The sequence below is a fragment of the Phycisphaerae bacterium genome (assembly GCA_024102815.1).
GTDB lineage: Bacteria > Planctomycetota > Phycisphaerae > UBA1845 > UBA1845 > JAGFJJ01.
Genome location: JAGFJJ010000048.1, coordinates 393,665 through 416,066, shown reverse-complemented (window position 1 = coordinate 416,066; position 22,402 = coordinate 393,665). Strand labels below are relative to the sequence as shown.

At 61.2% G+C, this 22,402-nt stretch carries 21 protein-coding genes and 1 tRNA gene; 12 read left to right on the top strand and 10 right to left on the bottom strand.

Annotation, left to right across the window (positions count from 1 at the left end):
- Positions 1-157: 157 nt before the first annotated feature.
- Genes J5J06_12820 through J5J06_12790 form a run of 7 tightly spaced genes read right to left on the bottom strand, consistent with a single transcriptional unit; the run spans position 158 to position 7,477 of the window.
- Complete coding sequence (locus tag J5J06_12820; protein ID MCO6437967.1) at positions 158-838, bottom strand: hypothetical protein; 681 nt, start codon at positions 836-838, stop codon at positions 158-160.
- The gene (locus tag J5J06_12815; GenBank protein MCO6437966.1) at positions 825-1,235 is read right to left on the bottom strand and encodes a hypothetical protein; all 411 of its coding nucleotides are present in this window, start codon (positions 1,233-1,235) and stop codon (positions 825-827) included. Before J5J06_12815 ends, J5J06_12820 begins: the two co-directional genes overlap by 14 nt.
- A complete protein-coding gene (locus tag J5J06_12810) occupies positions 1,228-1,734 on the bottom strand; it encodes a prepilin-type N-terminal cleavage/methylation domain-containing protein (protein MCO6437965.1) in 507 nt (168 codons plus the stop codon). Before J5J06_12810 ends, J5J06_12815 begins: the two co-directional genes overlap by 8 nt.
- Positions 1,731-2,165: a type II secretion system major pseudopilin GspG gene (gene gspG, locus J5J06_12805; GenBank protein MCO6437964.1), complete on the bottom strand. Its 435-nt coding sequence runs from the start codon at positions 2,163-2,165 to the stop codon at positions 1,731-1,733. Before gspG ends, J5J06_12810 begins: the two co-directional genes overlap by 4 nt.
- A gap of 16 nt (positions 2,166-2,181) precedes the next feature.
- Complete coding sequence (locus J5J06_12800) at positions 2,182-3,393, bottom strand: type II secretion system F family protein (protein MCO6437963.1); 1,212 nt, start codon at positions 3,391-3,393, stop codon at positions 2,182-2,184.
- Between the two features lie 23 nt (positions 3,394-3,416).
- Complete coding sequence (gene tadA, locus J5J06_12795) at positions 3,417-5,207, bottom strand: Flp pilus assembly complex ATPase component TadA (protein MCO6437962.1); 1,791 nt, start codon at positions 5,205-5,207, stop codon at positions 3,417-3,419.
- Positions 5,195-7,477, bottom strand: coding sequence for a hypothetical protein (locus tag J5J06_12790; protein ID MCO6437961.1), 2,283 nt, complete (start codon positions 7,475-7,477; stop codon positions 5,195-5,197). Before J5J06_12790 ends, tadA begins: the two co-directional genes overlap by 13 nt.
- Positions 7,478-7,664: 187 nt before the next feature.
- On the opposite strand from J5J06_12790, the gene J5J06_12785 reads away from it, so the two are divergent.
- The 4 genes from J5J06_12785 (at position 7,665) to J5J06_12770 (ending at position 11,975) form a co-directional block, all read left to right on the top strand.
- Complete coding sequence (locus tag J5J06_12785; GenBank protein ID MCO6437960.1) at positions 7,665-8,291, top strand: tetratricopeptide repeat protein; 627 nt, start codon at positions 7,665-7,667, stop codon at positions 8,289-8,291.
- A gap of 114 nt (positions 8,292-8,405) precedes the next feature.
- Positions 8,406-9,299 carry a hypothetical protein gene (locus J5J06_12780; protein MCO6437959.1) on the top strand — a complete coding sequence of 298 codons (894 nt, stop codon included), beginning with the start codon at positions 8,406-8,408 and terminating at the stop codon, positions 9,297-9,299.
- 609 nt (positions 9,300-9,908) lie between these two features.
- Entirely contained in the window at positions 9,909-11,657 is a 1,749-nt protein-coding gene (ggt, locus tag J5J06_12775) for a gamma-glutamyltransferase (GenBank protein MCO6437958.1), read from the top strand.
- 78 nt (positions 11,658-11,735) lie between these two features.
- The gene (locus J5J06_12770; GenBank protein ID MCO6437957.1) at positions 11,736-11,975 is read left to right on the top strand and encodes a hypothetical protein; all 240 of its coding nucleotides are present in this window, start codon (positions 11,736-11,738) and stop codon (positions 11,973-11,975) included.
- Between the two features lie 84 nt (positions 11,976-12,059).
- Here the strand turns inward: J5J06_12770 and J5J06_12765 are convergent.
- A tRNA-Val gene (locus J5J06_12765) sits at positions 12,060-12,133 on the bottom strand.
- 109 nt (positions 12,134-12,242) lie between these two features.
- Between J5J06_12765 and J5J06_12760 the strand changes: the two genes are divergently transcribed.
- Positions 12,243-13,355 carry a 6-phosphofructokinase gene (locus J5J06_12760; GenBank protein ID MCO6437956.1) on the top strand — a complete coding sequence of 371 codons (1,113 nt, stop codon included), beginning with the start codon at positions 12,243-12,245 and terminating at the stop codon, positions 13,353-13,355.
- Positions 13,356-13,371: 16 nt separating this feature from the next.
- Here the strand turns inward: J5J06_12760 and J5J06_12755 are convergent, their stop codons facing one another.
- Both J5J06_12755 and J5J06_12750 read right to left on the bottom strand, forming a co-directional pair.
- Positions 13,372-14,121, bottom strand: coding sequence for a type II secretion system protein (locus tag J5J06_12755; GenBank protein ID MCO6437955.1), 750 nt, complete (start codon positions 14,119-14,121; stop codon positions 13,372-13,374).
- 120 nt (positions 14,122-14,241) lie between these two features.
- Positions 14,242-14,865: a hypothetical protein gene (locus tag J5J06_12750; GenBank protein MCO6437954.1), complete on the bottom strand. Its 624-nt coding sequence runs from the start codon at positions 14,863-14,865 to the stop codon at positions 14,242-14,244.
- A 181-nt stretch (positions 14,866-15,046) separates the two neighbouring features.
- Between J5J06_12750 and J5J06_12745 the strand changes: the two genes are divergently transcribed.
- From J5J06_12745 to J5J06_12715, 7 genes are all read left to right on the top strand, one after another.
- The gene (locus J5J06_12745) at positions 15,047-15,907 is read left to right on the top strand and encodes a DUF502 domain-containing protein (protein ID MCO6437953.1); all 861 of its coding nucleotides are present in this window, start codon (positions 15,047-15,049) and stop codon (positions 15,905-15,907) included.
- A 93-nt stretch (positions 15,908-16,000) separates the two neighbouring features.
- On the top strand, positions 16,001-16,315 hold the full coding sequence (gene raiA / locus J5J06_12740) for a ribosome-associated translation inhibitor RaiA (protein MCO6437952.1): 315 nt from the start codon (positions 16,001-16,003) through the stop codon (positions 16,313-16,315).
- A gap of 98 nt (positions 16,316-16,413) precedes the next feature.
- Entirely contained in the window at positions 16,414-16,887 is a 474-nt protein-coding gene (locus J5J06_12735) for a PTS sugar transporter subunit IIA (protein MCO6437951.1), read from the top strand.
- A 61-nt stretch (positions 16,888-16,948) separates the two neighbouring features.
- Positions 16,949-17,248: an HPr family phosphocarrier protein gene (locus J5J06_12730; protein MCO6437950.1), complete on the top strand. Its 300-nt coding sequence runs from the start codon at positions 16,949-16,951 to the stop codon at positions 17,246-17,248.
- Positions 17,249-17,355: 107 nt separating this feature from the next.
- Positions 17,356-19,098 carry a phosphoenolpyruvate--protein phosphotransferase gene (gene ptsP, locus J5J06_12725; GenBank protein MCO6437949.1) on the top strand — a complete coding sequence of 581 codons (1,743 nt, stop codon included), beginning with the start codon at positions 17,356-17,358 and terminating at the stop codon, positions 19,096-19,098.
- Between the two features lie 70 nt (positions 19,099-19,168).
- Positions 19,169-19,840: a DUF2344 domain-containing protein gene (locus J5J06_12720; protein MCO6437948.1), complete on the top strand. Its 672-nt coding sequence runs from the start codon at positions 19,169-19,171 to the stop codon at positions 19,838-19,840.
- A gap of 1,017 nt (positions 19,841-20,857) precedes the next feature.
- The gene (locus J5J06_12715) at positions 20,858-22,399 is read left to right on the top strand and encodes an Rne/Rng family ribonuclease (GenBank protein MCO6437947.1); all 1,542 of its coding nucleotides are present in this window, start codon (positions 20,858-20,860) and stop codon (positions 22,397-22,399) included.
- Positions 22,400-22,402: the final 3 nt, after the last annotated feature.

The window sequence follows — 22,402 nt, the reverse complement described above, 5'->3', positions numbered from 1 at the left end:
TTACACTCTGTCACGAACGGCCTCCGTGCCTCGGCATGATTGCGTTGGAGCAAACCCTATCATACCAGGTTCGAAGGCCTTCCTTATGCGCGAATCAACGTCAACTCATGAAATATCCGGGCTAGGGCGAATCCCCGAGGTTTGGAGCTTGCGCATTTCATTGGTTCTTGGTCGTCCTCTTGACCGGAGACTCGATCAGTACCGTTCTCGACCACGCTTGCGGCCGGCCGTCGTCCGCCCAAACGCATACGAGGCGAACGGCTTCGATCTCTTTGTCTCTCCGGTTCGAATCTAACTCCATGGCCATCGTCCACTCACCGTCAATGTAGACTTCGATCTTCGCGCTAGAGAGCCCTTCCGCGACGACGTGTGATTCCTTGTGCCCGGTGATTGTGAGATCGGAAATGCTGCGGATGAGCCGGCCCCGGCCTTCGATACCGGAAGCCTGTTCAAGAAAGTAGCGGATTCTGGCGGGAAATCGCCGCGAAGTCACCGCATCGGGTTCAGAGCGATGTACCAGGCTGATGACCTTCAGCAGGGCCCCTTCGCTATTGATCCTGAGGCTCGCCGGCTTCTCGGGCAGCCAGGTGATTCGCTGTTCCACATCCTCGGCGAACCGCCGTGCGAGTTGGGCTCGGCGCCATTCCCGGTCGAGTGTCTGCCGCGCGGCTTTGCCCGTCTGGGCCACCTGAACGGTGACCGTCCCGGCGAGGACAACGACGCTGCTCGTGAGCAACAGGGCCAGCATCACCTCGACCAGCGTGAACGCCGGTCCGCGCTGCTGCTCGTCAGCCGTGTTGACACAAGTGTGCGTTCGAATTGGTCTATGAATCTTCATGGCGGATTAGCCACACGAATTCCCGAATCCACCGTTCACCACGATACATGTCCGTCACGTGCTCCATTCGAAGCGTGATTTCCAAGGCGACGTTATGCTCGGAAATGTCAGCGCGACGTTGCGTTCGTTCCCATCGCCACCCATTCTCGAGCGCGCCCTCGTCCTGCGTGTCCAACTCAACCTTCTGCAGCCGCCATTCGGCGATGAGTTCTCGAGCGAGTCGCTCGGCGTCCAAGGAGAGGCGTGCGTCCTGCACCAGCTCAACGGAGCGGGCTTGGACGAGCAGCAGGGACGTCACCGCTCCTCCCATGATGACCAGCGCTGCCAGCACTTCCACGAGCGAAAGACCCCGGACTGGGCGGAAAGCTCGAAGCGATGTTAGCTGGCGACTAATCAAAGGGGCCTTTCCTGGAAATCACGGTTTCATGGTCACCCGTCATTCCGTTAATAGTGACGTTCGCAATGAGCCCGCCGGGCCCCTGCAATACGCCGCTATAGGCCTCACCAACGTAGCCCGGCGATACGGGGACACAACTCGGCGCAGTGAAGGTCGAACCGTTGTTCTGCCAAGCACCCCATGCGGTTACCCTCGTCCCCGCAGGAAATGAGAATTCCTGTCCTTCAGACCACTCCCAGCCCGTCTCCAGGCGCTGAAGCTGCCGAAGGCGGCAAACGGTCCCCGAGCACTCCATTCTGACAACCAGTCCGGTTCGGGTGGCAAGCGTCTGGGCCAGCGAATACGTCGTTGCGAGTTGATCACCGGCCGAGCGGAGTCGACTCTCCGCCGACAGTCCCGCCATTCCGAGTGTGGACATTCCTATTGCGGCGGCGACGAGCGCCGTCACCACAAGCATCTCCAACAGGGTGAAACCTCGTTGGCGAAGTAGCGGCTTCACTCTTTTGATCCCTCCAGCTCCCAGCTTGTGATGTCGCTATTGGCGCCCACGCCGCCTTCACTGCCGTCGGCACCAAGACTCAGCACGTCGTACACGCCACGTGTGCCGGGGTAGATGTAGATGTACTCCCGGCCCCAGGGGTCGAGCAGGTCGTTGCTGAGAATCCCGTTGGGGTGCTGCGGCGTCGGCTTCTTCAGGATGGCCAGTCCCTCGTCACTACTGGGATAGCGATCGGTCTCCATGAAGTGCAACGATAGGGCATTCTTGATCGTGGCGATCTCGCTGCGGGCCACATTCTGCTTGGCCGTCACAAGGTAGTCCGTAACGGATATGGTCACGACCGTGGCCATCACACCCACGATGACGATGACGACCATCAACTCCACGAGGGTAAATGCGATCCGCGAGAATTCTGACCGATGGGAAACCATACATGTGGCTCCTGACCTACGATTGCAGGACTTTGGTTGCCTCGAGAATGGGCATCATGGTGGCAAACACGACGAATCCGACGATCGCGGACATCACCACGATCATCAGCGGTTCCAGGACGGCGGTTGCCCGGCCGACCGCCAGGCGAACCTCGCTCTCGTAACCCTCCTTGAGTTGTTGGAGCATCTCCGGCAGTTCGCCCGTGTTCTGGCCGACGGCCATCACCCGACCCACGAGCGGGGGGAAGATTCTCGATTCTCGCAGCGAGGGAGCGATATCACTGCCCCGGCGAATGGCCTCGGCCATGCTTTCGACTTCCTGGACAAGGACGAGATGACGCGCACCGTCGTGTACCAGTCGCAGAGCTTCGACAAATGTCACGCCGCTTCGCAGCAGCATGCACATCGTCTGCGCGAAGTTGGCGATGAGCACCTTGCGCAGGAGAATTCCCACGACCGGTAGGCCTAGTTGCAGCGCGTGCCACCGTCGTCGGAATGGCTTCCATCGAATCAGTGCCGCCCATCCTGCCACGATCGCGACGCCTGCCAGCAAGAGAACCGGCCAGGTCGCGATCAGGAAATCGCTCAATCGTTTGAGTACGCGTGTCGCCAGCGGCAAGGACTTGCCGGATGCTTCCAATACGGCCAGCAGTTGCGGAATCACGTAGCTCATGAGGAACAGGACCACCCCCGTTCCCAGCACGGCGAGGATCGCCGGATACGCGAATGCGGAGGCCACGCGCGTTCGGATCGTCTGTCGCTCGCGGAGGAACTCGGCCACTTCGGTGAGCGTTCGGTCAAGATGGCCGGACAATTCTCCCACGCGCACCGCGCTACAGAACATCGGGTCAAACCATCCTTCGTGCTGCTGCAATGACTCACTCAACGATGCCCCGGCCGAAACACGGTCGCGAACATCACGCAATACGGCCGCGATCGCACCGGACCATTGCTCGATCAGGACACCCAGCGCCTCGCTCAGGGGCACACCCGCGCGCAGAAGCATCGCCAATTGCCGGGCGACCTCCGCGATCTGCTCCGCACGACCGCGTCGCCGCCAGGGCAAGCGCAGTTTGGGTCGGGACAGGGCCCGCGCCGGCTTGAATTCCACAAGGCGGAATCCCTGCTCGCGGAGCGTCTGCCTGCCGGCCGCGGCGGTATCGGCGGTGATTAGGCCGCCGGTCGAGGCGCCGTCCGCATCGCAGATTCTGTAGGAGAAAACGGGCATGTCCGTCTCAATCACCGATCCGGCTAATTCGTGATCTCCGCCGGTGAGTCTGCCCCGGCACCTTCATCCGAAAGCGTGATGCGTTGCACCTCATCCGCTGTCGTCGTTCCTCGAAGGAGTTTTCCCAGCCCGTCCTCGCGAAGGGTCTTCATTCCCGCCCGGCGGGCCGCCTGCTTGATCTCTCCCGATTTCGCACGTGACGTGATGAGCTCGCGAACGGCCTCGTCCACGATCAGCAGCTCGAATATCCCCGTTCTTCCGAAATACCCCGTGTTCGAGCAATGCTCACAGCCACAAGCGACAGGAATGGCGGGCGGCGCCGCGTTGAATTCGACCTGAAGCGAGCGCATCTCATCCGGCGAGAGCCCGCGCGTCACACAGCACTGCGGGCACACGACGCGAATGAGCCGCAACGCAAGTACCGCTACGAGACTGCTGGCCACGAGATAGGGTTCGATCCCCAGGTCAAGAAGTCGCGTAACGGCACCGGCCGCATCATTCGTGTGCAGCGTGCTCAAGACGAGATGCCCCGTCATGGAGCTCTGCACGGCCATCCGTGCCGTCTCCTCGTCGCGAATTTCGCCGACCAGGATGACGTCCGGGTCCTGGCGGAGCACGGCCCGCAGCCCGGTGGCGAAGTTCATGCCTTTCTTCGTGGATACCTGGGTCTGACTGATGCCGGGAAGCTGGTATTCGATGGGGTCCTCCAGCGTCAGAATGTTCAGTTCGGTACTGTCGAGGTGTTGAAGTGCGGCATAGAGCGTCGTCGATTTGCCGGAGCCGGTCGGACCGGTCACGAGAATGATGCCGTGGGTGCGTTGCAGAAGTGTAGCAAACCGCGCCCGATCCTCCACGCTCATGCCCAACTCGCCCAGTTCATAGAGCCGCGCCGACTTGTCCAGCAGACGAAGTACGACGCGCTCCCCTCGGCTCGTGGGTATTACGCTGATTCGAAGATCGACCGACCGGTCCCCAATGGAGACCGTCGTGCGCCCATCCTGCGCGATCCGCTTTTCTGCGATGTCCATCCCGCCCACGACCTTGATGCGGCTGACCACCTCGTCGCGGATTTCCGACGGTAACCGCAGGAAGTCGTACAGGACGCCGTCGATGCGGAAGCGAACCTGCACATGCCCGTCAAAGGGCTGAATGTGCACGTCGCTCGCTCGGCGCTTCACGGCCTCGAAGAGCACCATGTTGACGAGCTTGATCACCGGCGCACGGGTGGACGAATCCAGAAGGTCGCCGTTCTCGATGAGTTCCATCGCAACTGCGGTGTCCTCCGGACCACTCAAACCACCAAGAACACCCGCAAAATCGGCGTTCTGGCCTGCGTAGGCCTGATTGATGGCTCGCTCGATTTCGACCTGGGGAGCCAGCGCGATGGTAAATGGCCGGCGCAGGTACGCGCCCACATGGTCACAGGCGCCGCCAACCTTGAGTCGCGAACAAACAAGCGTCAGTGGTCCGTTCCCCGTATCGAGTGCAATAACCTTGTGGCGTCGTGCAAAAGAGATGGGGATTCGCCTTACGAATTCATCGCAGAAGTTTTCGGTCGAAATCGATGTCATTCGCTCCACGGGCAGGTGTTGCGCGATTGTCTCCTGGTACGTGGCTTCATCGATGGCTTTCAAGTCGAAAAGCCGATTCAGCACGAACAGCGGTGGTGTTTCGCCAGCCTCCAGCCGCGCATGAATGGACACGGCCTCACCCGAAGGCAAGCCTGCCCCTTGCAATAGGTCCTTTACGCGCTGCCGGAATCGGCCGACACGCTCGGCAACGGTTTCGTTCGGACTGGAGGCTAGCGCATCCATAGGTACTCACTGGGCGGGTAGTCGTTGTCCTCGACTTCCGCCTTCCGGAGCTCACCCCGGGAGAGGAACTTGAGATCGGCGAACCGATCGTCGCGGAGGACCGTCGGGCGGATGAATGCATAGATTCGCGATTTCGTGCGAATCCGGTCGCTGCTTTGAAAGAGTGCCCCGACCACAGGAATGCGCCCCAGAAGGGGTACTTCCGTAACCGAGTCCGTTTCATTCTCGGTTACAAGTCCACCTACAACGACCGTGTGGCTGTCCGGGATGGCGATCGTTCCCGAGAAGGTGTTGGTCGTGCGCGGTGGCGGGACGCCGACGGACCCGCTGCCCGTGAAATTGCTGAAGTTGAAGGAGTAGTCGAGGACGAGGTGGTCTCCCTGGGTGATATGCGGCGTAACCGTGAGTGTCGTGCCCGCCGATTCAAAACCTGCGAAGGAAGTTGTTGCCACGGTGTCCGATGCGTTGATACTCGTGAAGGGCGCTTCTTCCACGCTGCCGACCGTGGCCGTGGTGTTGTCGCTCAGGACAATCTTGGGTGTGGCCATGATCCGGCTGTTGCCGTGCGCCGCGATAGCCCGCACAAGAATGGGCGTCTCGTGGGGCCCGAGCACGACGCCGTTGAATCCTCCGCCAGGCTTGAATGATCGCTTGCCCGTCGTCAGATCGATGTCGGAGAGCCCGAAGCTGGAGAACAACAACGACTGAAAATCACCCGGCTTCTCTTCGTTCGCCACTTCCACTGCCAGGCTGAATGAGTCATTGAACGTGATCGCCACAAGCGTCATCTCAATGAGAACTTGCGGCTGGCGCTTGTCCAGTTCCCCCAGCAGCCGCTGGAGCTTGTCGTGGAATTCAAGCGGCCCAATGGCGATGATGGCATTTGTATGCTCGTCAAACGTCAGTACGAAATCCTCGCCGGTCACACGTTTGATCCGACGCTTCGTCTCGGCCGGTTCCTCACGTGGAGTCTGTGCGGGTGGAACCGGCAGATCCACCTGCCCTGGCTCCTTGGGCGGCCGGTTTGGTCCCGGAGGCTTGGAGACGTCCGCGGATGGAAGGGCCTTCGTGTCCTCCTCCAGTGACGACACAGTCACATTGGGCAGGACCTCCGAAAGCAGGGCGATCAGTTCCCGGGCGAGGCGATTGCGGGGCCTGTAGATACGCATCGGCCGGGCCGCCTCGGGGGTCCGTACGTCCTCCTTCTCCAGAAACTCCTTGAGCCGTCGATGCAGCGCCTGCGGCCCGGTCACATAAAGCCGATTCGTCGACTGGTCCAGAAAGAGCCGGGTTCCCTCTTTCCCCGCCGAGCCATCCAGCAAAGCGTTCTCCACCAGCGTCTGAAGTCGATCTGCGGACATGAAACGCGGTGAATACGCGACTGTGGGCCGGCCGTCCTCGAGGGGAACGTCGAATTGCTCGATGAGCTTCTGCGCTTCGGCGATGTTGTCTTCCTTGCCCAAGAGGAGGATTCCCGTGCCATCGAGCGTGGTCTGCACAACGATTTGCGGCTGATCACGCTCCTCCAGCTTGGCTTTCTCCCCAAGCAATTGGACAACGCGGTTCTGGATGTCGGCGGCGGAAGCGTGCGCGAGCCTCACGGTGACCAACTGCGTTTCCACCGGTGCCCGGTCCAGCAATTCGATGACTTCCAGCGCCCGCGCGATCGCGGACTGATAATCGGTCACGATCATGAGGCTCTTGTCTGGCACTTCAATGACGGATGCCTTTGACGATAGGAAGCTGCGGGCATGCTGGGAAATGCGCTGCAACTCCCGAGACCGTGTGTGGATGACCTGCGTGACGATTTGATTGGAAGACGCCGATTCGGGTTTCCCATCAGCCGCTCGAATGTCACCCGTGTGACGCTGCGCTTCTTGTGTCGCTACGATCCGTAACCATCCGTCCAATTCACCGTCCACGAGGGCGAGGTCGCGCATGCGCAGCATGCCCCGCAGCAGTTCGAGGAGTCGGTCCTTGGGAATCTCCAGTTCGCTGGGCCGAAACACCAGCGTCTGGTTGTTGAGCTCGTTTTCGTAGACGATCTTCACGCCGGTTGTCTGGCTCACATAATCAACAAAGGACGTGAGATCCACCTCGTCCGGGTAACTGATGGTCACGAGGCCGCCCGATTGGGCATGCGACACCTGGCCGGACCGGGCGCGGCGCGGCCGTGGTCTGGTCTGACCGGTCACTGGATCCGCCAGCAGCCCAGCCGCAAGGACCAGTACGAATGTCTTCTTATACCAAGGATGGCTGAGGACTTTCACAACCGGTTCCTGAATATCCTCCCAATGTCCGATGGACCTAGAAGAACTATCGGAAGCGACTGCGGGTCATTCCCGTACAGTGTCTGAATAGCGCCTCGGTCCGATAACGAGGTATGGCGTAGTTAGCACAATGAACTTCTGGATCAATCATACAAGATCGATGGAACATCCAGAAGAAGGACGACAGATGGACCGCACACTACGCCGACACGAATTCCTGGGTCTGATTTTGACTCTGCTGATTGCTGGCTGCGCGGCCCCCGGCACGCGTCCTTACGCACGGGCGACGAAGCAACAGCCGGCACGCAATCCGCTCACCGCGAAAAAGCTCAACGATCAGGGGCTTCGCAAGTTGGAAGATGGCGACAAGGAAGGCGCCGAAAAGAGCTTCCGAGCGGCCATCGAGCAGGATCTCTACTACGTTCCCGCCCACAACAACCTTGGCTTGGTGCTTTTGAAGAAGGGCGAGTACTACGACGCTGCCTGGGAATTCCATACGGCGGCGAAGCTGGCCCCGGAACAATCCGAGCCTCGAGCCAATCTGGCTGCCCTCTACGAGGAATTCGGTCGACTCGATGACGCCATTGCGGAGTACGAGTCGGCCCTGGACATTGACCCCGACAATCTGGCGGCCATGCGGCATCTCGCCCGGGCCTGTGTGAAAGCTGGCCGCAAGGACGAGAAAACGCGCAATCTCCTCGAACGGCTCACCACGCATCCCGACGGCGATCAGTGGGATTACTGGGTCAGGGGCCAGATCATTCGGTTCGGCAGGAGCGAGAACCGCCTTTCACCGGAGAACAAAGCGCCTTAGCGCAGGCTTCGTCGCGCTCAAGAGCCGGTGCGACACCAATTCGAGCGTGCGGCCGTATATAGATGAATCGGCCAGGCGCAATTGCCCGCTCACGAATCATGGGGGTCATTCGAGATGTTTCGTAATCTGCTTGCTGCCATGATGGCGCTGATTCTTGTCACGGCCTGTCAGACAGGCATCGTCTCCCAGGATGGGGATTCCGTTTCGCCCCCGGCCAATGACAATGCCAGCGATAATTCCAATGACAATCCCCCGCCTGCGGAAGACCCGACCGACGGTGAACCCCTCGCCGAATTGACCGAATCACAGTCGCTTGGCGTACGGGCGTCTGTGCGAGCCGCAGAAAGCATCCTTCTCAGCGCCATCTCTCTCCTCCCGGTCAATGACCTCGAGGCCATCGTCTCCGGCAGCGAGCCCACTGGCAATTGTCCATCCGTTGATCTGACCTTTACCGGAAACAGCCTGACCGGCTCGTTCGAGTACGGCGACGGTTGCGCTCCTTCCGCGCTCGAGAATCTGACGGTGGCTGGGTCCGTAGGCGGAGACTTCTTCTTCGTGGCAGAAGCCTTCGACCTGGAAGCCCGGCAACTTGGCAGCTCGGTGCTAAGTCTGAGCGGTGAGCTCGGGGGTGGGTATGCATCCAGTGGGACGCGTACTACGTTTGCGCTGAATGTGAATCTGACCGACGAAACCGGGCTGGCCATTTCCGGCGCGGCCACCGTGATCGTTGACTACGAAGCGGGTGAAGTATCCATCGCAGATGCAACGATCATGGTGGCGCGGGCCGACTTCTCGACGACCGTTTCCTTTGAGGACATTTTGCTGCCAACGGGGAGTAGCACCTTTCTGCCCACCTCCGGCTTTGCTGAGTTCCAGGTAGATGAGGGTGCCGGCGCGGTCCACAGGCTCGAACTCACATTTCTGCCTGAAACGCCGACCAACGGATTCCTCCTGGTCGGCGTCGACAACGGCGAACCCGAGTTTGCCAGCCTGAAGTTTGGTGAGTAACCCGGAGCGACAGCTGCATGCAATGATCAGCGGCGAACGGGAGGATTCCTCTCGATAACTATTCAATGCAACTATCGGAGGCGCTGGAGTTCGTCCAACCGACAAATGTGCCCAGCGACCAACAGGAGCGGGACTGTTGGTCAGGCGGTTCTCGCTGCGCGTCGCGTCAGCCTTGACCGTCCCACTGATGTTGCAACCCACGATCCGGAATCGTGCATGCGTTTTCGCGGCAAACTCCACTATTTGCACACCGATGAACAGGCCGCTCACGATTGGTACCTGCTGGAGGCCGCGAACCTGCACACGGGCGGCCCACGTAACAATAGTGTCGATACGGCGAGATTGACCGTCAAGAACCCTGCCGACTGCTACGTTTCCCAGCGGTCCAAAGGAACGAAAAGCGCGGCTGTCCACTTTGTTTGGACACAACCGATTGACTGAAATATTGTGTTGAACGGCCGTTGCGCGTCCAGTCCGGTCCGGATCGGCATACGAGCTCAGGCAGCCGCTGCGAGCCTCGCATTGGACAGCGATCCTTGCAGTTCCGCCGGAGCCTGGGACGGAACGAGAACGAAAGTCGTTTCATTTGGCAATGCCGAGGGCAAAGTCATGCGGCCGTTCTTGCTCATCGTTCAATCCACAATCGTGCTGCTCTTCGCCACATCCTACGTGTGGGGAATGGATCCATCCTGGGTTGCGCGCGGCCACAAGGAAATGGTTGCAACCGAGTCCGAACAGGCCTCGCGTGCCGGACTTGCAATGCTGGAGGCAGGCGGAAATGCCTTCGACGCCGCGGTCGCCGTCTCGTTCGCGCTCGCCGTGACGCGCCCCTATCACACCGGCTTGGGCGGCGGCGGATTCCTGATGGCCCGCCTCGCCGATGGACGTGTCATCGTGCAGGACTTTCGTGAGAGAGCTCCGAAGGCCGCTACATCGGACATGTACGTCAAGACTGACGGCGCAATTCCGGAGCTGCGCCCCAGCGAGTACGGATACCGGGCGGTAGCCGTGCCCGGCCTGATCGCAGGTCGTTGCTGGATTCAGAAGCAGTACGGTAAGCTCGACCTGGCAACGGTGACCAAGCCGGCCATTTCTCTCGCGGAGAGCGGCTTCGCCGTTGACCGGCGCTACGTGGACGCAACAGAGGCGGTCCTGGCGATTTACACCAAGTATCCCTCGCTCAAGCACTCGTGCGGCTATGTGTGGCGGACGCACCTGCGCGAGGGCAACCTGCGCAGCGCCGGGGATGTTCTTGTCCAACCCGAACTTGCCCGGCTGATAAGCGGTATTGCCAAGGACGGCCCAGACTTTTTCTACCGAGGGCCGGTGGCGGATGCCCTGGTGGGCCGGATGAACGCAAACGGAGGGATCATCACACGGCGTGACCTTGCCGAATATCAGCCGAAGCTCCGCGAACCGCTGATCGCCACCTATCGCGACTACACGCTGATTCTCATGCCTCCGCCTTCATCTGGTGGCATTGCCATCGCCCAGACCCTCAACATTCTCGAGCAACTGAAGTTCTCCGAGGCAGCGAAACAGGATCCCATCAAGGCGTTGCACTTCCAGGTAGAGGCAATGAAGGCCGCGTTCGCCGACCGCGCAGCGTACCTGGGTGATTCGGATTTCGTCGAAGTTCCGGTCGATCGGCTCACGTCGAAATCGACCGCCGCGGCTTATGCGGACAAGATCAGCTTTCCCCGACCGAAAGTCCCAGAGAAGGACAGTCCCAAGCGCACTGCGGTGCCGGATGACGGCGGCACATCTCATTTCTGCATTGCCGATCAATTCGGCAATGTGGTTGTGAGCACGGAAACCATCAATACAGAATTCGGATCGCTGGCGGCTGTTGACGAGTGGGGACTGATTCTGAACAACGAAATGGATGATTTCACTGCTATCCCCGGGGAGCCCAATGCGTTCGGCCTGGTGCAGTCGCCCGCCAATGCGATCGCGCCAGGCAAGCGGCCGATATCGAGCATGTCCCCAACGATTGTCCTGAAGGGCGATGAGCCGTTTCTGCTTGTCGGCGCCGCGGGCGGGCCCCGCATCATCTCCGGCACACTGAACGTCATCCTCGGCGTATTGGACCATGGCCGGCCGCTCGCCGAGGCAGTCCAGTCACCCCGCCCGCATCACCAGTGGCAGCCAGACAGAGTCTTCTTCAACCAGGCACGGACGGGCAACGCTCATTTCGACGGCATCCCCCTCGATATGGCTGCGAAGAAACTCGGCGAGTTTGGGCACGAAGTCAGTGACATACCCAAGCGAAGCGTGGTTCAGGCCATCATCAAGACGAGAGACGGTTGGATTGGCGTGTCCGATCCCCAAGGCGGCGGTCAACCGGCTGGATACTAGGTGCCATTGGCTTGGGGTCCGACTACTTGGTCGTGGTTCGACTCATTCAAACTGGTGCGTTTCGGTGCGGCCGGATCGTTGACCCAACCATCCCGCGCCGAAATCCTCTTGGCTGCTTATCTATTGTGCATAGCCGACCTTGGGCCGGCGCTCGTGCAGTTTGCCGCAACCAAGATGACGCTGGCCGGCTTGGTCTTTGCCAGCGAAACGGGTTCGTCCGGATTGCATATGTCGATCCCCGAACTGGCGCGTAGCCAAATGATGCGGCACCGGCCGCTGCAGGACGGCTCCTCGTCGACATCGCCCCTTCAACTGTGACTTCAGGAACGTAATGCCAATACCCGCGGTCCGACGGAAAACGGATGACGAGATGTAAACATTTGTCTGACAAGGAGTTGGAAATGGGCGATACAGGACTTGAACCTGTGACCTCCTGCGTGTCGAGCAGGCGCTCTAGCCAACTGAGCTAATCGCCCTTAATACGAACGGGCGACTATAGCACGTCGGGCTCGGCATGCAAGATCGGGCGCATGCCGCGCTCGAGCTCGATTACAGGACCGCCCGGCGCCGCGGGAAGGAGGATCCATGCCTGCAGCTGTGGACATCAAACGCATCGGCGTACTCACCGGCGGCGGCGATTGCCCCGGCCTTAACGCCGTCATCCGCGCCGTGACCAAGACCGCCATCACCAGGTTCGGAATCGAGGTCGTCGGTGTTGAGGACGGACTGCTCGGGCTCATCGAAAACCGCATGCATCCTTTGACCTTCGAATCCGTGTCCAACATCCTCGACCGCGGCGGCACGATCCTCGGCGCGAGCAACACGGCCGATCCCTCACGCCACGTCGTGGGCAAAGACGCCGAAGGCAACCCCATTCGCGAGGACCGTCGAGAGCAGACCGTGCGTAACATCCAGAACGCCGGGCTGGATTGCATCGTCTGCATCGGCGGCGACGGCACCATGTCATCGGTGGCCAAGCTCGCGGATCGCGGCGTTCGCGTCGTCGGCGTGCCCAAGACCATTGATAACGACCTGATGCATACGGACGTTACTTTCGGATTCGACACGGCCGTCGCCACCGCGACCGAAGCCATCGATCGCATCCGCACCACGGCTGCGAGCCACAGCCGGGTCATGCTCGTGGAGACGATGGGCCGCAATGCCGGATGGCTGGCACTGCACAGCGCCGCGGCCGGCGGCGCCGACGTCATCCTCATCCCCGAAATCGAGTTCTCACTCGAGGCCGTCACCCAGCGATGTATCGAGCGAAGCCGCCACGGAAAGGCCTATACGCTCGTGGTCGTGTCGGAAGGCGCCAAACCCGTCGGCGGGAAGGTCGTCGTCGATCGCATCGTTCGCGAATCGCCCGATCCCATCCGCCTCGGCGGCGTGAGCATGGTGTTGGCCGCACAGATCGCCGAGCGAACCGGGCTGGAATGTCGCGCGACGATCCTGGGTCACGTGCAGCGCGGCGGAACGCCCACGGCCTTCGATCGGGTGCTGGCGACGCAATATGGATTCCGGGCGATGGAGTTGGCTATGGAGGGGAGTTTCCAGCACATGGTGGCTATGCAGGGCGGCAAGCTCACCAGCGTCCCCATCGCCGACGTGGCCAATCGCCAGCGGCTCGTCCCGCTCGACGACCCCGTACTCCGTGCTTGCCGCGCGACGGGGGCGAGTTTCGGCGAGCCGATGTAATCCGCACCAAGCGGATCTACCGCGCCCCGGGCCTGTATCCCCAATAGAGCTGGGGGTGGTTCCAGATGGGTCTGGGATTGTCGAAGTCGCCCTTCTCCACGAAATCCGGGCCATGGAAGCTGGACACGCCGGTGTCCAGAAAGAGAACATTGGCAAGTGTTCCGTGGTAGTCGTGCCCGACGTTTTCCTGTTTGCCGGCCATCTGATTGTCGTAGATGTCAAACATGAACACGGTATTGGGTTCTCGTGCGTAATCTCGGGCCCAGATCGGATGCTCCGGGCCGCGATCGGGAAAGTCCGGCGTCAGCGTGCTCTCCATGCCGTCAAGCACCATATTCATGCCATAGTGAAATTGGTTCTTCCCTGACCATGATTTGTAATAAGGGCTATTGGCATTCTTGGCGGGGCAGATCCATACATGCAGATCGGGATACTCTTCAATGAGTTCCCCATTGCGCTCGACATCCGCATAGCGAGGAGCACCCAGATACGGTGGCAATACGTTGAACCAGGAAGTCTTGTCGTCCAGTCGGAGGTAAGTTCCCTCGCCCGGCAGATAGTCATCGAACTCCTCCCGGTAATACGTCGTCGCAGTTCCCCACTGCCGAAGGTTGTTGGCGCACATTAACTCGCGCAGCCGGGCCCGGGCGAAGTTCAAAGAGGGCAGCAATACCGCGAGCAGGAGGAAGACTATCCCGATCACAACGAGCAGTTCGATGAGCGTGAAAGCTCTGCCACGCGGGCGCGAGCAGGAACGGCAGGACATGTCGTGTGCTCCTCGGCCGAGGGAACAGATGGGACTCGATCAGGAGGCCGGCGCCGCGCATCGGCCAACCTCCCTTGTGGAGCAAGAATAGCAGGACGAATCCGGGTGGGAAACAGGAAACTACCGGTTTTGCGAATTGAGGATTCTCCCCTGCCGATTGGTTCCCTGTGAAAACTCGAAGGACCGACAGAGTTCGTCGAAGAGGTCGTAGAGTTCGTCGGGAATCGGGCCCTGGTCCACCGCAAGGGAAACGGCGAAACCACCGCCATTCCGAAGATTCGCCACCCGCACGACTGTTCTTCCGGCGCCGCCGAGCAGTTCGATGCCCCCCGCGGAACCAATCGGGCGTTCGGCTTCGATCATCTCCTTCGAGCCCGTTAATCCGCCCTGCATGACGGAGTTAAACAGGATAATTTGCCGTGCGGTATCCCGGGGTGACAGGGGCGGATCTTCGAGAATCTTCCATACGAGAAGATTGGCCTCCCCGCTGCCTTCGAACGGCCGCGTGAAGCGAATGATCTCCGCCGATGTCGTGCGAAACGGGGCGGTGTGTTCAAAACCTCGGGGCACCCGAAAAGACGCATTCCATCCGGGAGGCGATATGGCGAAGCTGAGGGGATCAGCCCTGCGAGAGAGCGATAGTTGCAGTGCCAGAAGGGTCGTCGCAGCGAGTAGCAGTATCGCCCCGGCAAACGTCCGCCACGGAATCGCAGCCTTGGTGGTTGAATAGAGTTCGACGCTCATCCGTGGCTGCATGCTAAGGAGCCGGGCGCATCGTCACAACCGTTGACGCCCACCGGCGTCCGCCCTAGATTGCGGCGAGCCGAATTAGAGCTACTGAAACTTCAACTTACTTCAGACGGAGTCGCCGCCGGCCAAGCGGTGGCGGGTGGCGATCGCTGAAAAGGAACCGAAACTCGGGCGGATGGACGACTTCCGTCGATTCTTCCTTCGCGGGCTCGCCGCCCTGGTCCCTACCCTGCTGACCTTCGCCATCCTGGTGTGGGTTTACCAATTCGTTGATGGCTATGTCGGCCGGTATATCACGAATGGCCTGCTCGAGGTCTGCCGGGCCATCCGAGATGAACCTGCCCGCGTGCTTGTGGATCGCGAGTTTGATGCTCTTCGCTACGGAACGCCCATCGACCGATGGGACGAACGCACCGGGCAGCGGCTGACCATCGAGTACATGACGATTCACAGCAACGCTTTAGTCAGCCCGAACGATCGGATTCGCGGCGCGGCGTTCGATGCCCGCAGCCGGGCGCTCTGGGAGATCGCGTTCCGGAAATTCCATTTGCACGTTCTCGGTTTTGTGATCGCCATCATCCTCGTATACTTCACCGGAATGTTTCTGGCGAGCTTCATGGGACGAACCATGTGGCGGATGGGGGAAGGCGTCTTGAAACGCATTCCCGTCATCCGGGCCGTGTACACCAACGTCAAGCAGGTCACGGACTTCCTGCTGACGGAAAAGCCGCTGGCGTTCTCCGGGATGGTGGCGGTACAGTATCCCCGGCTCGGGGTCTGGTCGCTGGGCTTGAGCACCGGTCAGGCCATCAAGGCCATTCAGGGCAGCGTCCCGGAGGAATTAGTGACGGTCTTCATCCCGAGTTCACCGACGCCGATGACGGGGTACGTCGTTCATGTTGCACGGCGGGATGTAATTGATCTGAACATTTCCGTGGACGAAGCCTTGCGGTTCATTATCAGTGGCGGGGTGATCAAGCCCGGTGCCATGATTCCATCGGAACCGGTGGCGAAGCCGGAGGGCGTGTCGCCGTAGCGGGCGCCCCACCATGACAGGGCTTGCCTGGTCATGGGTTGGACATGCAGATAGCCGGATGTTGGATACCGGCTTGGACCTGGGAGGATACTTGTGCAGATTCAAATATCCGGTCGCCATGTGGAGGTGCCGGCGGAACTGCGATCCTACATTGAGGAGAAGATCCAGAAGCTGCCTCGCTTCTACGATCGGATTCACGAAGTCGAGGTAATTCTCGGACACGAGTCGGAGTTGTTCACCGCGGAGATCATCGTCCGCGCCGACCACAAGCACACGTTCGTGGCCAGTGAAACGGGCCCAGATACGTATGCGCTCGTGGACGCGGTCGTGGACAAGCTGGAACGCCAGCTGCGGAAGCACAAGGAAATGCTGCGAAATCACAAGCACGACGGTCCCAGTCCGTCGTAGGACGCACGTCATCGGTTTGCCCCGCGGTCGGGGCAGGCCCGCCCGGATGCGGGCGGACCCGAGGCCGAAGACCTTAATGACTGGTCATGGATCTGCGCATGAAGCTGTTGGACATCATCCACGGACCGTCCATTATCGCCGACCTGGAGGGGACAGATCGAAATGCGGTGATTCGGGAGCTGGTGCAATCCCTGGCCGACCACGGCGCGCTCGAGGCCGATGATGTCGATGAAGTCGCCAAGGCGGCCATCGCCCGCGAGAAGCAGGGAAGCACGGGTTTCGGAAAGGGCGTGGCGGTTCCCCACGTCAAGCACGAGCGGGTCAAGAAGATGACCGCCGCGATCGGTCGTTCCAGCAGGGGTGTGGACTTTGCCGCTCTGGACCGCGCGCCGGTGTTTACCGTGGTGTTGCTGCTCAGCCCGGCCAGTGCTCCGGAAGAGCACCTCGCCGCGATGGAAAAGATTTTTCGGTACTTGCAGCGCGAGAATTTCCGCCGTTTCCTCCGGCAGGCGGAGAGTCGCGAGGCCATCATCGACCTGATCAAGGAAGCTGACGGCATGCAGGAGGAATGACCCGCCCGGGTCGGATGCGCAGCGCGGGGACGCCCCGGCGTCCGGGAGAGGCGGATCGCGTTTGTCCGGTTCCAATCACGAAGCTTCACGCGAGGTAACGGTCGATCTTCAGGAGGGCGTTCATGCCCGTCCCGTGATGCGGTTCGTTGATCTCGCCTCCACATTCAAGAGCGCCGTTCGGGTTCGAAACGTGACGCGAAGGGGCGAGGAAGTGGATGGCAAGAGTGCCATGCACATGATGCTGCTGGAAGCCACCCGAGGCTGCGTATTGCGGATTTCGGCCGAGGGGGAAGATGCCGAGCAAGCCGTGGGCGCGCTCGCCGAACTGGTTCAACGCGGGTTTGACCAAGAAACTTCGTGAAGCAAGATCGGGCGCAAGCGTCGTTGGATCAGCTTGTACCGCCACCGCGGCAGACCGGCGCATCGCTTTCTCGACAGCCCGTTCCCCGCGCGGAGACCGAATGGCCCATGGAAATCCTGCGAGGCATCTCCGTCGCTCCCGGCGTCGCCATCGGGCAGGCCGTCATCCTGGAGGCCGAGGATTTCCGCATCCCCTTCCGCACGATCTCCTCGGACCACGTCCCCATGGAGATGCAGCGTCTTGCCACGGCCGTGGAAAAGTCGATCGAAGAGCTGCAAAAGCAGGCCGATTGGCTCAACATCAACTTGGGGCGGGATGCCGCCAACGTCTTTACCTGGCATGTCGGCGTGCTCCGCGACGAACACCTGCGCCAGAACATCGAACAGCTGATCCAATCCAAGTACGCCACCGCCGCCTATGCCACCAGCACGGTGATGCGGAACTACCAGCGGCGGTTCATGCAGATGAACGACCCGCTGCTCGTCGAGCGCATGCGGGATGTGCAGGACATCGAGCGCCGCCTCCTGCGCCACATCCTGGGAGAAGGACGTGAGGACCTCGGCCATTTGCGTAAACCGGTCATTCTCGTGGCGCATGACCTGACGCCCACCCAGACCGCTCAGCTTGCCAACACGAAGATCATGGGCGTGGCGCTCGACGCCGGGGCAGCCACGTCGCACACGGCTATTCTCCTGAGATCGTGGGGTCGGCCGGGTGTGATCGGCCTGAACGATGTCTCCACGCGGATCAGCGGCGGCGACACGGTCATCGTGGACGGCTCGAACCAGCTCGTCATTGTCAATCCCAATGAGGCCACGCTGGAGGAATACCAGGTACAGCGTCAGGCTTACATTCGCCTTACCGACGAGTTGGGCGAACTCAAGACCGTTCCCGCGGTGACCCAGGACGGGCGGCGCATCACGCTGCTGAGCAACATCGAGTTTCCGCACGAATCCGCCGCCGGACTGGAGAAGGGCGCCGACGGCGTTGGCCTGTACCGCACGGAGTTCCTTTTCCTTCGCCCGGAGGGTGCTCCATCCGAGCAGGACCAGTACGAGGCGTACGTGGCGGCCATCCGCGGGGCATGCGGCAAGCCGGTTACAATTCGGACGTTTGACCTCGGGGCCGACAAGTACACGCAACAGCGACGCTACGAGCAGGAGCGAAATCCCATGCTCGGACTGCGTTCGATCCGCTACAGCCTCGAAAACCTGGACATGTTCAAGGAGCAGCTCCGGGCGGTCCTGCGGGCGTCGGTCGAAGGCGATGTCCGGCTGATGTTCCCGCTGATCAACAGCCTCATGGAGTTCCGCCAGGCCAAAATGACGGTTCGTGACGCCATGGAGGATCTGGAGGAGGACGACATTCCGTTTCGCCGGGACATTCCGGTAGGGATGATGCTCGAGACACCTGCCGCAGCCATCCAGATCAAGGAATTCTGCCGGGAAGTGGGGTTTATCAGCATTGGCACGAACGATCTCGTGCAATATCTGCTGGCCGTCGATCGGGGTAACGAACGGGTCGCCCGCTTCTATAATCCCTCGCACCCGGCCGTGCTGAGAACGGTTCGCGACGTCGCCAGGGCTTGTAATCAGGCGGAGGTCGAATGTAGTCTATGTGGGGAAATGGCGGGGCAGCCGTTGTATGCCATCTTTCTGGTGGGGGTGGGCTTGAGCAATTTTTCGATGGCGCCGGCCAATATTCCCGAAATCAAGAAGCTGATTCGCCTGATCTCCTTTTCCAAGGCGCAACGTGTCGCGAGAAAGGCGCTGAGTCTGGAATCCGAGAGGCAGGTAACAAACTACTTGCGTGACGAGACACGGAAATTACTTCCGCAGGACCCGATCTGAAATTGGACAGCGTGCAAAACCGACGCCGGGATAAGGCTCGGCGGCCTGCGGGGCGGGATTAGAGTGCATCATGCCGGCAACGGGCGGGACGGCGGCTATCTCCGCCGTCGTTGAACAGCGCATCCGCTGGGTCATCTTTCACGCCGTGAATGGCGACCTGCGGTTCATTTCCCATCACGATACGCTGCGGCTGTTCCGCCGGGCGTGCGCTCGAGCGGCGCTGCCCATTCGCTATTCCCAGGGTTTCAATCCGCATCCCAAGATCATGATCCCCCTGCCCCGTCCGGTGGGAATTGCCTCCGACGTGGAGGCCGTAGTCTTCGAGCTCATGGAGAATTCCGACGACGTGCCCGCACGGCTGGGGCAGCAGCTCCCGAGGGAGATGCCCGTTCATCAAGGGCGGCGGCTGCAGGAGGGAGAGCGTCTCCAGCCGCGGAGTGCCGCTTATCGCCTGTCGCTGGACGGCGCCGCGCCGGAGGCATTTGCCTCCCGCGTCACAGAGATCATGGCATCGCCGACCCTGCCTGTAACGAGGCAAACACCCGGCGAACCGTCCGCGCGAACCGTGGACATTCGCCCGTATCTTCAAAGCGTCGAGCTGGAATCCGACGCCGTACGTTTCGAACTGCTCATCGAAGGAGGACGCACGGCAAAACCGGCAGAGATCGCCGGGCTCCTCGGCTTCGACGCCACAACAATCAACCATCGAATTCGGAGGCTTCACGTGACGTGGGCCTCGTAAGGGACGAGAACAAGCATGGCCAAGAAATCAACCGGCACCAAGAGCGCCAAGGCGAAGACGACCAAGCGACCGAAGCGTCGTCCTCCAGCCAAGGCTGCCGACAGCGGTGCCCCAGAGGAGAACGAAGGCATGGAAGCTGCCGAGGCGCCCGTCGCCGTTGCACAAATGGATATCGCCGACGTCGCCAGACCGGACTCGTCGGCGCCCGCGGAGAAGGAAAAGAAAACGCCGCGTCGCAAGCGCGTCGCGAAGAAACGAACGCCCGCAAAGTCGAAAGACGGCGACGCGACGGATGCCACCGCCGAGGCCGGCGCGGACGAATCGCACGAAGGGTCCCCTGCCGGAGAATCCAAGCGGAGCGAGACGCCTGCGAGTAATCAGCGCTCCGACAAGCGTCGTCGTGGCGGGCGCGGGCGGTCGCGAACCAAGGAGCCGCAGAAATCCACTGGAGTACCGGCAGATTCTCCCGAAGTTGAATCCGACACGTCATCCGTTGGCCCGCGCACTCGCGATTCGCAAGCAGATCGGCAAGACGATTCTGCGGCGCCGCTCGAGGCCGTGGCGCAACTGGAATCCAAAGTCGTGGATTGGGATGACGCGCTTGGCGAAGTTGACGGGGAGTCAGCTTATGAGGAACCGCGCGGCGCCCCCGCCCTTCGACTTGCCGAGGCGCCCGACGATGGCACAGACGAATCGCACGATCAATCGAGTGTAGGTCAAGAAGGCGCGGCCGGGGTTGAAGACGCCGCGCAGCGCTCCGGCGAGCGGGTCGAGGGGCGCCGTGGGCGGCGTCGCGGTCGGCGCGGCCGAGGTCGCGGTCGAGACGAGGGACGCTGCGAGGATCGCGCACCGGCCTCCGATCAGCGGCACGCCCCCGATGAAAAGCGGGCGGAAGCCCAAGCGGGGCGACCGGCGACGTCCACGGAGAAGCGAACCCCGGCAGCCAAGCCGGCGCCGCTCCCCGCTTCAGCGCCGGCGACATCCAAGCGATCCGCTACGGATCTGTCCGGCCGGCAGATGATCATCAACGTCTCGGGCACGGAAGAATGCCGCATCGCCGTCATTCACGAGGGCCAACTTGAGGAGCTGTTCCTGGAGCGCGCCTCGTCGCAGTCCCACGTCGGCAACATCTACAAGGGGCGCGTCACCAACATCGAGCCCGGCATACAGGCCGCATTCATCGACTTCGGACTTCCCAAGCAGGGTTTCCTTCACGTGTCCGATGTTCAACCGCAGTACTTCCCCTCGCACAGCGGCGGAGCGTCGGAAGAAGTCGGGCGCAAGATCCCGCGGTTGAATCGTCCGCCGATTCAGAAGTGTTTCCGGCGCGGGCAGGAAGTCATCGTGCAGGTCACGCGGGAGGGCGTCGGCACAAAGGGGCCGACCTTGACGACCTACCTGTCCATTCCCGGCCGGTTCCTGGTCATGATGCCCGGCATGAGTCGCCACGGCGTTTCGCGCAAGATCGAGGATGACCAGGCCCGCCGCCGCATGCGCGACATCCTCAACGAGCTGGAGCTTCCTTCGGGCATGGGCTTCATTCTTCGCACGGCCGGGCTGGACCGCAATAAGCGCGAGCTCCAGCGTGACCTGAACTACCTCCAGCGCCTGTGGAAGACGGTGGCCGATCGTATCCGCAACCAGCCCGCACCGGCCGAGCTCTATCGCGAATCCGACCTCGTCACGCGCACCATCCGTGATATTTACTCGACGGAATTCAATCGCATGGTCGTCGACGACGAGGAGACGGCCGAAAAGGCGCGCGAGTTCCTGCAACTGGCCATGCCCCGCTCCAAGACGCAGGTCGACGTGTACACCGACCGAGAGCCTGTATTCCACCGCTACGGAATCGAGCAGGAAATCGAGCGCATCAACATGCGCCACGTTCCCCTGTCATCCGGTGGGTCGCTGGTCATTGAGTCGACCGAGGCGATGGTCACCATCGATGTGAATAGTGGGCGCTTCCGCAGCCTGGACGACGCGGAAGAGACGGCCTATCGCATCAACATGGAAGCGGCCGGTGAGATCGCCCGCCAACTCCGCCTGCGCGACCTCGGCGGGCTCATCCTCTGCGATTTTATCGACATGCGCTACGACCGGCACATTCGCGCCGTGGAGAAAAAGCTCCGCGACGATTTGAAGAAGCACAAGGAACGCGTGCGCATGCTGCGGATGAGTGCCTTCGGCATCGTGGAGATGACCCGCCAGCGGCAGCGGGCGTCGATCCGCCGCAACATGTACTACGATTGCCCGCACTGCCGCGGCGCCGGCGTGGTCAAGATGCCCGAGTCGGTCGTGCTCGATGTCATGCGCATGATCCAGCTCTCGGTGTTCCAGCCCGATGTGCACCGCGTAACCATCTCCGTAGATCCCGACGTGGCCATGCGTATCCTCAACACCAAGCGCGCGGCCATCGCCAGGATGGAATCCGAAAGCGGCAAGACCGTGATCATCCGCGGCGACGCCAACTTCACCACGGACCAGATCGAGTGCGCCTGCGAGGATTCTCGCGGCCAGCCCGTCAACGTCGGCTGGCAGATGAAAACGACGGGAAAGTAGGAC